Source organism: Vibrio sp. QJM3NY_27 (genome assembly GCF_057785955.1).
In genome coordinates this window covers 2,527,002-2,542,958 of sequence record NZ_CM173511.1, presented here as the reverse complement: position 1 = coordinate 2,542,958, position 15,957 = coordinate 2,527,002, and the positions used below count along the sequence as shown (strand labels likewise).

Annotated in this window: 15 protein-coding genes; 3 read left to right on the top strand and 12 right to left on the bottom strand. The window is 44.1% G+C overall.

All coding sequences use genetic code 11. From position 1 onward, the window contains the following. Positions 1-85 precede the first annotated feature (85 nt). The 3 genes from AC3CIA_RS11245 to AC3CIA_RS11235 all read right to left on the bottom strand — a co-directional run bounded on the left by AC3CIA_RS11245 (position 86) and on the right by AC3CIA_RS11235 (position 2,001). Complete coding sequence (locus AC3CIA_RS11245) at positions 86-754, bottom strand: outer membrane beta-barrel protein (RefSeq protein WP_488518135.1); 669 nt, start codon at positions 752-754, stop codon at positions 86-88. A 215-nt stretch (positions 755-969) separates the two neighbouring features. Then, entirely contained in the window at positions 970-1,659 is a 690-nt protein-coding gene (gene aqpZ / locus AC3CIA_RS11240) for an aquaporin Z (protein WP_488518134.1), read from the bottom strand. A 93-nt stretch (positions 1,660-1,752) separates the two neighbouring features. Then, the gene (locus tag AC3CIA_RS11235; protein WP_004734153.1) at positions 1,753-2,001 is read right to left on the bottom strand and encodes a YkgJ family cysteine cluster protein; all 249 of its coding nucleotides are present in this window, start codon (positions 1,999-2,001) and stop codon (positions 1,753-1,755) included. A 159-nt stretch (positions 2,002-2,160) separates the two neighbouring features. Between AC3CIA_RS11235 and AC3CIA_RS11230 the strand changes: the two genes are divergently transcribed. After that, on the top strand, positions 2,161-2,598 hold the full coding sequence (locus AC3CIA_RS11230; protein WP_488518133.1) for a YcgN family cysteine cluster protein: 438 nt from the start codon (positions 2,161-2,163) through the stop codon (positions 2,596-2,598). 168 nt (positions 2,599-2,766) lie between these two features. Here the strand turns inward: AC3CIA_RS11230 and AC3CIA_RS11225 are convergent, their stop codons facing one another. The 8 genes from AC3CIA_RS11225 to gap form a co-directional block, all read right to left on the bottom strand. Further along, entirely contained in the window at positions 2,767-4,344 is a 1,578-nt protein-coding gene (locus tag AC3CIA_RS11225) for an alkaline phosphatase (RefSeq protein ID WP_488518132.1), read from the bottom strand. Positions 4,345-4,537: 193 nt separating this feature from the next. Next, on the bottom strand, positions 4,538-6,424 hold the full coding sequence (locus AC3CIA_RS11220) for a BCCT family transporter (RefSeq protein ID WP_488518131.1): 1,887 nt from the start codon (positions 6,422-6,424) through the stop codon (positions 4,538-4,540). 188 nt (positions 6,425-6,612) lie between these two features. Beyond that, positions 6,613-6,966, bottom strand: a complete 354-nt coding sequence (locus AC3CIA_RS11215; protein ID WP_004734101.1) for a hypothetical protein — start codon at positions 6,964-6,966, stop codon at positions 6,613-6,615. 253 nt (positions 6,967-7,219) lie between these two features. Then, complete coding sequence (locus AC3CIA_RS11210) at positions 7,220-8,179, bottom strand: ChaN family lipoprotein (protein WP_488518130.1); 960 nt, start codon at positions 8,177-8,179, stop codon at positions 7,220-7,222. Positions 8,180-8,250: 71 nt separating this feature from the next. Continuing rightward, entirely contained in the window at positions 8,251-9,069 is an 819-nt protein-coding gene (rlmA, locus tag AC3CIA_RS11205; protein ID WP_488518129.1) for a 23S rRNA (guanine(745)-N(1))-methyltransferase, read from the bottom strand. Between the two features lie 193 nt (positions 9,070-9,262). Next, the gene (locus AC3CIA_RS11200) at positions 9,263-11,299 is read right to left on the bottom strand and encodes a methyl-accepting chemotaxis protein (RefSeq protein ID WP_488518128.1); all 2,037 of its coding nucleotides are present in this window, start codon (positions 11,297-11,299) and stop codon (positions 9,263-9,265) included. A 294-nt stretch (positions 11,300-11,593) separates the two neighbouring features. Further along, positions 11,594-12,478, bottom strand: a complete 885-nt coding sequence (locus AC3CIA_RS11195) for a D-hexose-6-phosphate mutarotase (protein ID WP_488518127.1) — start codon at positions 12,476-12,478, stop codon at positions 11,594-11,596. Positions 12,479-12,766: 288 nt separating this feature from the next. Beyond that, the gene (gene gap / locus AC3CIA_RS11190; RefSeq protein WP_026012234.1) at positions 12,767-13,762 is read right to left on the bottom strand and encodes a type I glyceraldehyde-3-phosphate dehydrogenase; all 996 of its coding nucleotides are present in this window, start codon (positions 13,760-13,762) and stop codon (positions 12,767-12,769) included. Between the two features lie 319 nt (positions 13,763-14,081). Between gap and msrB the strand changes: the two genes are divergently transcribed. Continuing rightward, the gene (gene msrB, locus AC3CIA_RS11185; RefSeq protein WP_017072517.1) at positions 14,082-14,519 is read left to right on the top strand and encodes a peptide-methionine (R)-S-oxide reductase MsrB; all 438 of its coding nucleotides are present in this window, start codon (positions 14,082-14,084) and stop codon (positions 14,517-14,519) included. Positions 14,520-14,662: 143 nt separating this feature from the next. Here msrB and AC3CIA_RS11180 read toward each other — a convergent pair whose 3' ends face one another. After that, positions 14,663-15,469, bottom strand: coding sequence for a DUF2989 domain-containing protein (locus AC3CIA_RS11180; RefSeq protein ID WP_029222678.1), 807 nt, complete (start codon positions 15,467-15,469; stop codon positions 14,663-14,665). Between the two features lie 113 nt (positions 15,470-15,582). Here AC3CIA_RS11180 and AC3CIA_RS11175 point away from each other — a divergent pair, with 113 nt between their 5' ends. Then, positions 15,583-15,864, top strand: a complete 282-nt coding sequence (locus AC3CIA_RS11175; RefSeq protein ID WP_004734093.1) for a YeaC family protein — start codon at positions 15,583-15,585, stop codon at positions 15,862-15,864. Positions 15,865-15,957: the final 93 nt, after the last annotated feature.

Genomic DNA, 15,957 nt, shown 5'->3' with positions numbered 1-15,957 from the left:
TGAATAATCACTAAGCGGCTTTTTCTTTATTAAGGCAGTCTGAATATCTTCCCTATATTCACTTTAGCTGAACATCACTATCCAATTAGAAGCGGTAGTCGACAGAAACGGTAAATTCACTGTTGTTTGGAATCGATAGCTTCACACCTTCCGCTGATTCAGAATACGATTCAAACATATGACGGTATTGGAAATCTGCAGAAACGTTTTTCATGATCTTGTATTGGATACCTGCTTGTAAACCGTACACAAAGTCGGTTTCTTTAGATTTAGCTGAGCCATTCTCTGAAGAGTCAATTAGATCAATATACTCCCCTTTAAAAGTGTTCTGTGTCATGCCGACAGTCGCGCCACCAAATACGGAGAATTGAGAGTTAATGGCATGAACGTAGTCATAAGAAACAAGGAACTCGGTTTGTGCAAGGTCTAGGTTAATTTCATCATCGTAGTCAGTAACTCCGCTGTGCCATAGTTCGTTGTCACCAGTAAAGTTAATCGTACCGGTAATACGATGGTTTTCTTGAATGTAAGCACCGCCACGAATATGGAAAGCAGCGCCTTTGGCTGTTTTACTTTCTTTAAAGCCAGGCTCTGATATTTGAGCTTTAGCTGAGTGGTAGCCTAAACCGCCACCAACAAAAAACTCGGTTTTAATTGGTTCTGGCATTAATTCAGGGGTTGGTGCTGATTCACTAGCGATAGCTGTTGTTGCTGTGAAAGAAGAGATAGCTAGTACAAGAAATGTTTTGTTCATTGTTGTGTCCATAGGTATAGGGAATTGCGTGCATTATGCTGAGGCTGATAATGGATCGCTAATGAACCGATGGAATATCCGTGTTAACCGGAGGTTATCACGTGGAGGAGCTAGGGGGCTTGCAACAAAATAAAAGCCGCTCAGTTTGAAGTGACCCCGTAAAGTTGGACATTTCTGTTAAGCGGCTTTGTTAGTTCGCTGTGTGAAAGTTATAGTTAATCTTTACCTCGAACAGCGTTATAGATGATTGCGCCAATCACGGCACCAATAATCGGTGCAATCCAGAATAGCCATAATTGCGAAACAGCCCAATCGTCGACAAACACAGCTACGCCAGTACTTCGAGCAGGGTTCACAGAGGTGTTGGTTACAGGAATGCTGATAAGGTGGATCAAGGTTAAACAAAGACCAATCGCGATAGGTGCAAATCCAGCCGGTGCTTTCGAATCGGTTGCCCCCATGATCACAAATAGGAACACCATGGTCATGACTACTTCACACACGAGTGCTGCGGTTAGTGAATAGCCACCCGGTGAGTGCTCACCGTAACCATTCGAAGCAAAGCCTGATGAGACAACGTCAAAACCTGCTTGACCAGAAGCAATCACAAATAGCACGCCGCCCGCGATAATACCGCCAATCACCTGAGCGATAATATAAGGCGCAACATCTTTGCCATCAAAGCGACCACCACTCCATAGACCGATGGTGACAGCAGGGTTGAGGTGGCAACCGGATATATGACCAATAGCAAAAGCCATGGTGAGTACGGTTAAACCAAAGGCAAGGGAAACTCCGAGTAGACCAATTCCCACATCAGGGAAAGCCGCGGCTAAGACGGCACTACCACAACCACCTAACACCAACCAAAACGTACCGAACATTTCTGCGATATACTTATTCATAACTATCCTTATTAATCTTTACCAGTATCAATAAGATAGTTTAGATCTATCAAAGTTGTGAAATCTTGGGCATATATAAGAAGAAAAGTATTGTTAGGTTATTGCTTCGAGCTCAATAAGGTTATCAAGCGCTTCTTGGTCTGTTTTACCACAGATGATAGGGCAGGCTTTGAACTGGTGACATACCTTCGGGCGTGAAGGTTGACCAAATAATTTGCATAGATCTTGCTCATTTAATTGAATGCAGCGTACGCCAGCAGGCTTACCATTAGGCATTCCAGGAATAGCAGATGTAATACTTGGAGCGATACAACAAGCTCCACAACCTAGGCGACATTCCATCAAATTAAACTCACTAAATAACAGGGTGCGCGATAGTAGCAAAAAATGATGAGAGTGACAGCTGTTGATTGAATCAAAGAATGAACAATTATTATCCTTGAACTTTTTATGGGCTAGCGGTATAACACGCACCCCAGTAAAAGAGTAAGAAGTAATCCTATGACGAATCCATTTTGGCAAGAAAAGACACTAGAGCAAATGACCGAGAACGAGTGGGAATCACTGTGTGACGGTTGTGGTAAGTGTTGCCTGCATAAACTAATGGATGAAGATAGCGATGAAGTTTACTACACCAACGTGGCGTGCAGCTGGTTAAACGACAAAACATGTTCTTGTAAAGACTACCCGAACCGCTTCACTTCAGGTGAAGAGTGTTTGAAGCTGACTCGTAACAAGATTCATGAATTCCATTGGCTACCAGACACTTGTGCTTACCGCCTTCTATCAGAATCCAAGCCGATTCCTGAGTGGCACCCATTGATTACGGGTTCTAAAGCCGAGATGCACGCTGCAGGTGAAAGCGTTCGTAACAAAGTGGTATACGAAATCGATGTGGTGGATTGGGAAGACCACATTTTGAATCATCCGAATCGCTAATTATTCTAAAACAGTCGCTCTTGAGCGGCTGTTTTGTTATTTGGCGTCGCCTAAGTTTAAAACTTACTTGCTTACTTACTTGCTTAACTTAAAGACTAAAAGATTTAAAAACTTAAAACAAAAAACGCCCCGAAGGGCGCTAAGTGAAACGAGTAAAAAAGATTCAGGCTAGTTTACTTGTTGTTTTATGTACTCACCCAGTTCTGAGTGGTGCATGATTTTCGAAACTGGCAGTATCTTTTCAGCAGGACCCCAAGCAAACACGTTCACTGGTGTATGAGTGTGTGTGCCTGTGCCCCAAACGATGTTTTGGCCTGTTGCTTGTTCACGAGCAAGTAGGTTGCCACGGTCGTTATATGGGAAGAAAGCATCGAAATCGTTGATAGCAGGCACTTCTTCTGCCGACAAGTATTTGTGCTGAGCCAATCGGTATGGGTTCGGCTTACTGGCTAATACGTTTCTCGCTTGTTCCGCTGTGATAGGGAACTCACTGTTTTTGTTGACGATCTCAGCCAGCTTCTCAGGTGTTTGCAGTGCTTTATCCAGCTTCTGAAATTCGCTGATCATGCCGTAGTAGCTTTGCTTTTGATTGTATAGACCATCAAGAATATCGAATGCGCCAAAGTTAAAGTTGGGTGCATAGTCGCGATCGGCGAAGGCTTCGCCAGAACGTTTCTGTGGTTTTGGTAGGTCGTTAGAAGAGTAGCTGAAACCGAAAGAGCCTGTTTCGTGGTCTGCGGTCACAATCACGATCGTGTCTTCACGATTTTTTGCCCATTCATACACCGTTTGGATCGCTTCATCAAACTTGAGCAGTTCATGCAGCATAGTACCTGCATCGTTACTGTGTCCCGCCCAGTCGATTTGGCCACCTTCGACCATTAGGAAAAAGCCATCTTCATTTTTGGATAGGATGTTGAGCGCTTTTTGTGTCATCTCTTTCAGGCTTGGCTGAGTTCGTTCGCCACTCTTTTTCTTGTTGCTGTAAGCGATGCCATCATCCATGCCTGAGTAGGCGAATAGGCCAAGTAGTTTATCGCCCTTAGCGTCGTCTAGCATGTTGCGATTAAACGCCAGTTGGTAGCCGTCTTTCTCTGCTTCAGTCAGCAGGTTACGGTCGTCTTTACGCTTCGATTTGAGATAAACATCACCTTGAGTCAGTTGCTCAAGTTGCTTATAGGTTTCACCTTTGTCGTTGGTCGATTTAGGAATCCAATGACGTAGCCCTCCAGATAGCATCACATCAGCGCCAGTTGCAAGCATATCGGATGCGATTTGATTCTCTAAAGAACGGTGAGGTTGGTGAGCGGCGAAAGAAGCAGGGGTCGCGTGAGTTAAGCGTGTGTCGGACACTAGGCCGGTCGCTTTGCCTGCTTTTTTCGCTTTCTCAAGTACGGTCTCAACATGGTTACCCTGTGAATCGATACCGATCACTTCTGAACCGCTGTAGATACCCGTTGCAAGCATGGTCGCAGAGCAAGCTGAATCCACTACGATTGCGTCTTCCGGATGCGTTAGGGATGAACCAATAACCCCTTCTTGAGCAAGTTGATAAATGGCCGTTTTGTTCCCTTTATAGATGGAATTTGGCGCTTGGTTTGCGTAGGTTTCCAATAAGCCAACTTGCTGAGGTCCCATGCCGTCGCCGATCATCAGAATGACATTTTTGATTTCTGCTGAAAGTACGTTGAATGAGAGTGTAGAGGTTACCACTGCGGTAACAATTGGTTTCATAAAGTGCTTCATTAGTTATCCCTTTTTATATAAGCGGGATGATTAGAACACCGATTTGTGTCAAAGTCGTTTCATATTTGTTTCATCAATATGAAATTGAGCAATAACTCAAGTTTTTTGAAAAGCATAAAAAAAGGCTCACATTTCTGCGAGCCTTTGTCGTATTTAGGAGAGTCCAAATAAATGGACTGTGTCATGGCTAATGTCAAGCAAGTGGCAGTTCTGCAACCACCTGATTGAACGCGACTCGAGCTTTCTGAGCTTGCTCTGATAACTCAACTTTTTTCGCTTGAGCTGTGCTTAGGTTGTTTTCAGCCTGCTCAAGTGCTTGTTGTAGGTTTTCAGGAAGCTCATGTGTTTCCATTTGTGCACCCTGTTCAAGAACATAAGCGCGGATTTCTTTCTTCACATCAGCAAGGGCTTTATAAGCTTCACGTTCAAGTTCTGCGGCTTCTTGTGCTGCGTCTTTCTCTTTCTCGAACTGTGCCAATGCCATACCTTCTGCCGACCATGGGTCCATGTCTGGCAGCTCTTCGATGTTAATCGTTGGCTCGATGTAATTCTCTTGGTGACGCAAATCGAGGCTCGTCGCACGAACGGCTGAGATCATCAACATCACAGAGATAGCCAGTAGCGGTAAGCCACCAACAATCGCAGCCGTTTGAAGCGTGCTTAGACCGCCCAAGAACATCAGAATCGTTGGTAAGAACGACAGTGTGAATGCCCAGAACATACGGTTCCAACGCATTGGCTCTTCGGTCACGTTGTTCTGAACCACAGAAGCCAGAATGTAAGAAATCGAGTCAAAGGTTGTCGCAGTGAAAATAATACACAGCAGTGTAAATACTGCGATCACTAACGTGCTCATTGGCAGTTGTGCCAGCATTGAGAAAATTGCTTTGGTTGCGCCTTCTTCGTTTAGGATTGCAACGACATCTAGCTCACCAGATAACTGTAGGGATAAACCGTAGTTACCTAAGATCATGAAGAATAAGAAGCAGCCTAATGAACCAAAGAAGATAGAGCCTGACACCATTTGTTTAATGGTTCTGCCGCGAGAGATGCGCGCAACAAACAGGCCCATGCTTGGTGCAAAAACTAGCCACCATGCCCAGTAGAAAATGGTCCAATCTTGTGGGAAATGCGTATTTTCGAACGTACCGTAGCCGCCGAATGGTTCTGCCCACGTTGCCATCACAAAGAAGTTAGACAATAGGCGACCAATCGAGTCTAGACCCGTCTCAAGCATGAAAATCGTTGGGCCAGCGATTAGGACGAATATCAATAGTCCCATTGCGCCCCAGAAGTTGATGTTACTGAGGATCTTGATGCCTTTTTCCAAACCCGCATACGATGAGTATGCGAATATAGCAGTACAAACCAAAAGCACCATAACTTGAGTTAGGTTATTTTTTGGTAGGCCGAATAAGTGGTTAAGACCTTCAGTAATAAGAGGTGCTGCTAAACCTAACGTTGTTGCTGCGCCACCTAATAGACCAAAGATGAATAGGATATCTACAACTTTACCTGCAACGCCGCGGCTATGGTGTTCACCCAATACTGGCATCAATGCACTAGAAATTTTTAGTACAGGTTGTTTACGTACATAGAAAAAGTAGGCAATTGGAATAGCAGGGATTAGGTAAATAGACCAAGCAATTGGACCCCAGTGGAATAAACCATAGGTCGCAGCCCAACGAACGGCTTCTTCACTGCCGGGTTCTAGTTGAAAAGGAGGTGATTGGTAGTAGTAAGCCCACTCGATACAGCCCCAGTACAAGATACTTGCCCCGATACCACCACAGAAAAGCATTGCTGCCCATGAAGCGGTTTTAAATTCAGGTTCTTCATCGGCTTCACCCAGTTTAATTTGTCCCATATCACTGAACACAACGTAAACCATGAAGGCACAAGCTGCGAGTCCAAGCGCTAGGTACAAGAAACCAAGTTGGTCTGTCATAAAGGTTTTAGCGACCGCGATCCAGTCTGCTCCTTGCGTCGGGAACATAATCAGCGGGAAGATGATCGTGAGTAGGAGTGCTATCGCACCAAAAAAGGTTGGCTTATCAATAAGCGCAAAAGAGTTTTTCACGAGTATTATTCCATTAAAATGAGAGCGGAATTATGTCGTGAACTCGTTTTTTAGGACAAATCAGGTCTGTTGTCGTGACGACAAATCGATTTTTTGTAATGAAAGAGGCTCAGAGCAATAGGGTCAATGTGAGCAGTGCTGTGCAAACAATGCACGTGGTGCAGTGAAAGGAATGCCGTAAAGGAAAGTTATATAAGAGCGAGAAGAATGCCACCAACCGTTGCCGCTGCGGATAAGTATTGCCCTGCTGAATAAGAACCATCGTCCTCTTCTTCAATCTTATCTGGGTGATCCATACCTAATGCGCCGTGAGCAAATGACTCAACCTTATCAGTAACGGTCGCGTTTTCAGCTTCGACTTTCTTGGCTTCTTTATCGATTTCTTTAAGGGCAGATAATAGGGCTTTGCCCTCATCGGAAAGCTTAACGGTATTTTGCTCAACCTTAAGAGGTGCAGGCTTGTCAGCTTCAATGCTTTTAGCTTGTGCGTTCATTTGCGAAGGTGAATACAGCTGAGTGTTACTCGTTCCTACTGGCGTCATATTGCTCTCCTTACCTATTCTTAAATATAGTATCGGCAGAGGTGTGAAAAACTTGTGCATTTAATCACCGTGGTGATGTTTTTTTATTCGCACAATATATCTTCGTCTGCTTAATCAAAACTGCTTGGTAATTAAGCAATTCCTATGCCGATATCAATATTTATCTTAGGGCGCGATTGAACAAGCTTTTAGTTTGCCAGACTTATAGCTATCCAGACCTAAACTTGAATAAGATTAAGTCTGGATAGCGAGTTTAGTCGCACTTGAGATCGGATCCGCGCTTAGATAGGTGCTTGTATGCCTTCATTCGGTTCTCTTTCTTAACAAAGCGAACCGGTGGCGAGAGAACTTCAAGCTGATAGTCACTGCTATCCGATGAGATCTCTTCAACTGGGCTGATGATGGCAATTTTCAAATCAGGGTTACGACGTAGAATCGATGCTGCAGTGCCTAAACCACCTTCGGTGTGGAACTTACCGGCCACATGAATCACTTGTTGGTCTGGGTTTGATGCGAGGTAATCAACAATCGACTCTGCCATGGTTTCGTCCCATGTTACTTGAGCCGCAAACTGTTTTTCTGTTTGCTCTGGTGTTCCGTGATGCATCGAAGCCATGAACTTTTCTTTGTAAAGGCTATCGCCAGTATCCACTTCTGAAGCAATCCATTGACGTTGTTCCGTCGTTAGCTTATCTAGATAGGATAATCCTTTACGGCCGATACATTGTACAAAGGATTTTGGTGCGTTTGCCGCAATGATATTGACGTCGTTGGTTTTAGCGAACTCCACTAACGCGCGGTAATCACTTTCGTAATTTGGCCAAGCAGCGGCTTGAGACATAAGAACTTGTTCGCCAATCTCATCATTTAGATATTGGTTTAATGTGTCTTGATGCTCTCGAGTGAATTGTTCCATTGAAAGCGCGATGTTTGATGTGGCGTTGCGGCGCACTTTTAAAAAATCGGTTTGGAAGCGATGGATTGCCGAGTGAGTGTGCCATTCGCCAATAAGAACCACATCAGCGTCAATCAGCTGTTTAGGTAATGCATTGAGAGAAAGCGCTTCGCCTTGTGGAGACGCGAATTGGTAGTCGTAGAATGTGGAAACGGCTTGCGTTTGCGTGTTAGCCACTTGTTGAGAAGTGTTGTTTGAAGGTTGATTAGCACAAGCTGTAAGCAGGGTAGCTAATCCGATAAGAATAATACGTTGCATGAAATGCCTCCTTGAAGAACACGCATACTAAAGGAGGCAAGATGAGATTTCAATGCAAACGATAATCAATATCAATTAAGTTGTTTGCGGTACACTCGTAGCATAAAGTCAGCTTCACAGTTGAATTGCCCTGAATCGGTGAGTTGTTGTTTAAATTCTTCACTCGCTTTCCAAGCAAACGGCGTCATCTGTAGCAGGTCGAATGCGTCTGACCCCGATAGTTCCATCATATAGTTTAGTTGCTCTTGGTGCTCAAGAGTAAAACCTTCGATCATCTCTGGATCTTCATCGTGCAAACGAACGCCATCATAAATCGCATCACGCAGCTGATAAAGGTGTCGGCTAGCAGGTGTCACGGTGACCACCACACCATTGTCTTTGATGGTGCGTTGCAGCTCTTCTGCCTTGCAAGGCGCGTAAATGCGTAGAATGCCGTCTAAGCTATTTTCCGCAAAGGGTAGGCGATGGCTAGAAGCGACTGAGAAGTCGACCGCTGGGTAGCGTTTAGCGGCGTATTTGATAGCAATCTTAGAGATATCTAGACCAAAAGTAGCGCCATTCTTTTCTTGAAGGTTTACCGCAATTTCATTGGTGTAATAACCTTCACCACAACCTATATCTAATAGGCTAGGGGCTGTTTCTGGCAGATAGCTAGCGCATAAACCAACAACGGCTTGGCGCATTGGATTGTAGTGGTTGCCTTCAAGGAAGCGGCGACGAGCCTGCATCATCTCTTTGTTGTCACCTGGATCTTTTGAGCGTTTGTGGTGTGCTGGCATCAAATTGACATAGCCTTCTTTCGCTAGGTCGAACTGATGGTTCTTTTCACACTTAAACGTACGATCGTTTTGAGATAAAGGTTGGTGACACAAAGGGCATTGGTAAGTCATTGCAAACTCGAGGTAGAAATTTCAAGTCCAAAATTTTAACAGGAAGCATAGTGGGGCGCTAGAATAAACGCAGCTGTCTTGGCTAACGGCAATCTGTGAATAGGTAGAGCCTGTTAGTGAAGAGATAGAGCCAACGTATGGTTGGCTCTATTGGTAATGAGCAAGTCACTGATAGAAAAAGTGAACTCGGCTTCTAGCTAAAAAAGTTAACTTGGTTCTTTAACGACTCAGCTTGTTTTTGAAGTTCATCAGCACTTTGAGAGGTCTTGGCGCTAGTTTCACGGCTTTGTTGGTTCAAATCGCTGATCGCATGCGCGTTCGCTGCTATTTCTTGAGAAACCTGAGCTTGCTCTTCTGATGTCGCAGCGATGGTTTCAGCTTGAGAAGCAATAGACTCAACTTGAGAGGCTATCGACTCTAGAGCCGTGCCTGCTTCTTGCGCTTTATCGAGTACTTGGTTGGCATTCGATTGGCTTTGTGTCATCAGGTTCACGGCATTGTTAGTGGAAGATTTCAACTTCTCGATGATGCTCACTACGTCTTGCACTGACGTTTGTGTACGATGAGCCAATGTTCTTACTTCGTCAGCGACAACGGCAAAACCACGACCCTGATCACCCGCACGCGCAGCCTCTATCGCAGCGTTCAACGCAAGTAAGTTGGTTTGTTCTGCGATGTCATCAATCATCTTGGTGACGGTTTGAATGCTTTCGCTATCAGAACTCACTTGCTCGATGGCCGATGCTGACTTGTCTAATTGATCATTCAGTTGGGCAACATCAATACACACACCTTCAACGACTTCTAAACCTTTCTGGCTGTCTTCATTGGCAAGGCGAACATTTTCAGCAATGCTGTTCACTTGCTGCGCTACAGATTCTGCAGAGGTGGCCATCTCTTCAATGGCGGTAACGACTTGCTCAACCTGTGCTTGCTGGCGGTCAGATTGGCTTAAGTTGTGGCTGGCATCTTGTGACACACTGCTCGAGCTATTCTGAACTTGATCACTGGTCGTACGTATCTCGCCCACGAGTGTATTCAATTGAGCAGCCATGTTCGCAACGCCGGTATTTAGGTTGCTGATCTCGTTTTTTGTTTGCTTGCCATTGTTTGGGATATGCAGGCTTACTTCGCCTTTTCCTAAACGCAGCATGTACTCGTTTAACGTCGTTAGTGGCGTCAGTGTACGGTTTAACACGAAGGTTAACGCGACGATGGTAGCGGCAGCAATCAAGGTAGCAATAATAGCGATGAGCTCGAGTAATTCATCACTGCCCTTGGTCACTTCCTTGATAAAAGTACCGCCAAGTAGTTTCCAATCCCAACCAGGAACTTCAGTGTAGACGAGATACTTTTCGCCTACCGTTCCTTGGTACTCAAAAGGGTAGAGAATCAAACCGGATTGCTGTTCAAAGATCTGATAGAAAGGTTTGTTGCCGTCGTAGTCAGCAACATCAACAATCGATTTACCACCGCCAACGTTAGTAGGGTGCAGTAAGTACTGGCCTTGATGCTCTTTCTCGTTATCAACAATGATGGTGTATCCCGTATCCCCCCAAGAAACAGAGCGTAGAGATTCAAACAGGCTTTGAGTCGCCTCTTCTACTGGCAGACCAATGAAAGAGACACCGTTTACTTTGCCTTGAGCATTGGTCAAAGGCGCATAGTAGGTGATGTAACGTTGACCGAAGAGCTTAACTTGAGAGTAATAAGGCTGGCCATTTTTGAGTTTGCTATAGCCTGGATGATTTTTCCCTAGCGTGGTCGCAACGACTCGTTCGCCTGAAGGTTTTTTAAGAGAAGTAGAGACACGAATAAAGTCGTCGCCAAATGGGGCAAATAGGGTTGCTACGGCGCCGGTGTCGCGGGTAAAGCTATCAACGAGTTTAGTGTCATTTATTAGGCTCTCACCATATTGAGTCATGTTGGGAATTGAATGACCGTTGAACTCAACGTCATAACTTTCAACATAAACACCTGCTAGGTAACCGTTACGAAAAGTGGATTCTAAAACTTTAGCGGTATGCAGGTAAGCATCAAACTGACCAGAGATGGTTTTGGCCATCGCTTCTACTTTGGATTGGTGTTCTTTTAACGTGTTGTCTAATAATACCTGTGAGGCATTGCGGTACACGAGTGTTGCAATGGAGCCAAAGGCAATAAGCAAGCACAGCAAAATGACCAACTTAAGTTGGAAGCCAACACTTTGATTTTTGTATTTCTCGAACATGAATTCACTATCCTGTCTTCATTGAGGTGTTGTTAAGTGGTTTTAAGGAAGTTTGTTATTGAGCTTTCTATCATAGGTACTTATTTATCGGCAGTAATTGATAATAATTAATGAATTGATAGTTATATTTATAAACTAGAGTGATGAGAACCATGTGGCGTGGGTTTAAACGGAGAGGCGATGGACTACTGGCTTGTGTTAAGACGTTGATTACTGGACGGTACGTGTGAGGTTCGGGGCAATAAAAAATGCAGCGTTATGAGCTGCATTTTTTTAATTCGATTAGCTAGAAGCTTAGTTCGAAGAGATAACCGTAATAAGCTGGTGGCTCTCGCCAGGCTGTAGCGTTTTACCAGCTTCTAGGCTTGGTGCGTGTAGTGTTGATTCTATACACATCATGGTTAGGTAACCGTCGTCTTGCATATCGCCCATACCTGCAGCGCCTTCCGCCCACGGGTTCCACAATACTGCAGAGTTATGACCGTGGTTCTCAACCGTTAGTGTGCGATCCAGATTTTTGTCAGCAACAAAGATTTGCGCTTCTGGTTGCGTGTAAACGCGGTCAATCGTATCGGTCAGTACCAGTTCAGAACCACCTTGGCAGATTTTACCACCTTGCAGACTATCAATGTACTCAGCACCCATGCCAGTTGTGGTTGTGTTGTGAATATCACCTACATTTAGGTAAGTGTGCAGTGCGCCAGAGAAAGTCCATGGTTGTGAATCTGTATTCTTCACGTCCAACGTTACTTTTAGTTGGTCACCAATTTCAACATTCAGTCGAGCATCGAACTGATGCGGCCACACTGCCAGAGTCGCTTCGCTAGGCTTTAGGCCTAGGCTTACAATAACGCCTGCTTCGCTTTCACGGTGCTCAATTAATTGCCATTCGCTTGAACGTGCAAAGCCATGTGCCGGTGCTGCAATGCGACCAAACCAAGGCCAACATACTGGAATACCACCACGTAAGGCTGTTTTTCCATCGAATTTAGCTTGTTGGCTCATCCAAATAAGGTTTTGTTGACCTTGTGGTTGGAATGACACCACATGGCCTCCAAACAATGAAATGGCTGCGTTTGCTTTATCGTGGATAACGCGAACCAATTTTACACCTTCGTGTTCAACGATAGTCACGTTGTCAGAAAGTACTGTCAGTGTAGGTAGAATAGATAAATCCATTACATGATCCTTCTAAGGAAATTGAATTCAAATGCTGGCTAGAACAGTGCTTGTGATTTTATGAGTGACAAGCAGAGCCAGTATTGGAATTAAATTTTGCGTTTTGATTTAAGTTTTTAGTTTTAGTTTTAGTTTAAGTGTTTGACTAGCCAAGGCATTTTGGTGGTCGGGGTCGAAGCCGCTTAAAAGATAGCAGGTATTAAAAAGGCGACACTAAGGTCGCCTTTTTCAAAGTCTGCTCAAAACAGTCTTCGCTAATGCTTATCTAAAGCTATTTCTAAAAAGAAATTACTTAGAGATGTGAGCGATTAGGTCTAGAACTTTGTTTGAGTAACCGATTTCGTTGTCGTACCAAGATACAACTTTAACGAATTTGTCAGTTAGAGCAACACCAGCTTTAGCATCGAATACTGAAGTTTGAACTTCACCGATGAAATCTTGTGATACTACTTGGTCTTCAGTGTAACCAAGAACGCCAGCCATTTCGCCTTCAGAAGCTTCTTTCATTGCAGCACAAATTTCTTCGTAAGATGCAGATGCTTTAAGGTTAACAGTTAGGTCAACTACAGATACGTTAGCAGTTGGTACGCGGAAAGCCATACCAGTTAGAAGGCCGTTTAGTTCTGGAAGAACAACGCCTACAGCTTTAGCAGCACCAGTTGAAGATGGGATGATGTTTTGAGAAGCACCACGGCCACCGCGCCAGTCTTTAGCAGAAGGGCCATCTACAGTTTTTTGAGTTGCTGTAGTAGCGTGAACTGTAGTCATAAGACCAGACTCAATGCCCCACTTATCGTTAAGTACTTTAGCGATAGGTGCAAGACAGTTAGTAGTACAAGAAGCGTTAGAAACGATGTCTTGACCAGCGTAAGATGCTTGGTTAACGCCCATTACGAACATTGGAGTTGCATCTTTAGAAGGACCAGTAAGAACTACTTTCTTAGCGCCAGCAGTGATGTGCTTACGTGCAGTCTCGTCAGTTAGGAAAAGACCAGTTGCTTCAGCAACTACGTCTACTTCGATAGCATCCCACTTAAGATCTTCTGGGTTACGCTCAGCTGTAACACGTACAGTTTTACCGTTAACGATTAGGTTACCGCCTTCAACTTCAACAGTACCGTTGAAACGGCCGTGAGTTGAGTCGTACTTAAGCATGTATGCCATGTACTCTACGTCGATTAGATCGTTAATACCTACTACTTCGATGTCTGCACGCTCTTGAGCTGCGCGGAATACGAAACGGCCGATACGGCCAAAACCGTTAATACCTACTTTGATAGTCATTGTAGTTGCTCCACAACTTAATTTCTGATTAAAGATAACTGGTAGTAAAATTACAGAATCCAGTATACATCTGCAATAGATAATCCGACTTAACTTGTTTAATGTCAAAAAAAAGCGACGCTTTTCTTAACAATTGGGCGTAAGTGGTTGAAAATTGACCATTGCAAGTGGCTCTGTACCCTTCCAGTTGGGTAAAATACCCCTAAATGATGATTCACTTATGAGTGTATATGTACAATGTTTCCTGGTGAGAAAGTATGTGCTACAAAACGACTGATATGCAAGCCTTTATAGAAAAAAGTAAATATAATAACTGAGAATGTGGAGAGATATTAACGTGGTTCAAAAGGGAGGAAATATGATAAAGCCTGATGAATACTGGCGTGAGCGCCTAACGGACGACGAATTTGCTGTGTGCCGTGAACGTGGTACTGAAGCCCCATATAGCGGTAAGTTACTGCACAACCATAACACTGGTGTCTATAGCTGCACATGCTGTGAAAGCCCTTTGTTTCTGTCGGATAACAAATATGACTCTGGGTGCGGTTGGCCAAGCTTTGATGCCCCAGTAAGTGATGAAGCGGTACGCTATATAGAGGATCTAAGTCACGGAATGAAGCGTGTGGAGATCCGTTGTACGGCATGTGATAGCCATTTAGGTCACGTTTTTCCTGATGGCCCGCAGACAACAGGTGAGCGATTCTGTGTTAATTCTGTGTCGTTAATTTTCAACAAAAATGACAAAAGTACGAAATAACTTGTCACTATTGTTTAATCCTTACAGGTCGTACTTGTCGATTAAGGACTACTGAACAGCCCAAGATTTCAGAATTAACTCTAGTACAAATAAAAACAGCTACCATGACGGTAGCTGTTTTTTTATGCATTAAGAAATCAAAACTAATAGTTCGGCACTATAGACGCGGTGTAAACGCCGTCTTCAATGGCTTCGACAATCTTTTCAGCATCATCATTGAATTGTTTGTATTGAGGTTTGTCGAAACGATACAGCACAGTGAGTTCAGCTTCAGAAGCAATGGGTACATCAAAGTCTTTGGCAACCATTGCCCACACGTACGCTTTTTCCATATGACCAAGGCTGTGGTTGATACTGGCCATCGACTTGAAGATTTCAGTGTTGACGACCGAACCGTTTGAAAGCGTTAACGCATTATTGAGTAGCTTAAGCGTTTTTGCATGATCACGGGTGGTATAGAAGGTTGCTAAGGCATATTGCATTTCTGCCGTATTTAACGCTTCTTTCCCTTCTAGCTGTAGGAAACTGCGTCTGGCGTTGGTGTCCCCGGTTTGTGACCACAAGAAGTAAAGCGTTTCCGGTGTATTGGATTGCGATAGTTCATCTACAATACGCTCAGACTCTTCGATGCTGTGCATTAAAGAGGTAAAGCGACGCTCTTGCAGCTTAGATTGGTCAATCGTCTCGATCTGCGCCGCAAGCTCTAGGCACTTTTTGTACGCCGTGACTAACTTGAACTCTTTAATCTTATTGGCTTCGGAGGGTTGCTTCTGAACTTCAAATCGATGCCAGATGAGGTCGGTACGTGCGACGCGACATTGCCCATCGTTCATGTTCAATTCCTCACACTGCAGCCCCGGATTACTTTGACAGAGTTGATCGGTATTTTTATTTCCTTCAAGACACCCAACCAGAGTGAAAGGTAATAGGCTAATCGCCAACCGTTTCATCATTTTCATATTCCTTCACTTGTGATCGAATGCACTTATTATCGGTCAGGTTCTTGACTCAATTCTGTTACGGGTTATTTTCTGGTGAAAATTGTTAAAACTAAGGCTTTATCATGGATGCAGAACAACTTCTTAGCGCAATGACACCCGAGGTCTACGAACGTTTAACTTATGCCGTTGAGACGGGTAAATGGCCAGAAGGTACGGCGCTCTCTAAAGAACAGCGCGACTCGTGTATGCAAGCAGTTATGTTATATCAATCTAAACATAACTCCGAAGCTCAACATATGACAATTGCAGCTGGTGGTGATATTAGCTTTAAATCTAAGTCTGAGCTTAAGAAGCAATTTAAGTCAGACCAAGAAGATATTGTTAGGGTTAACCCGAATCATTAGGCTTAAATTACACAAAGGGGTGACACTGTGCCACCCCTTTAACTGTTAAGCCGTTTATTTATAAGCAATAAAACGATTTAGTTCACGTTAAAC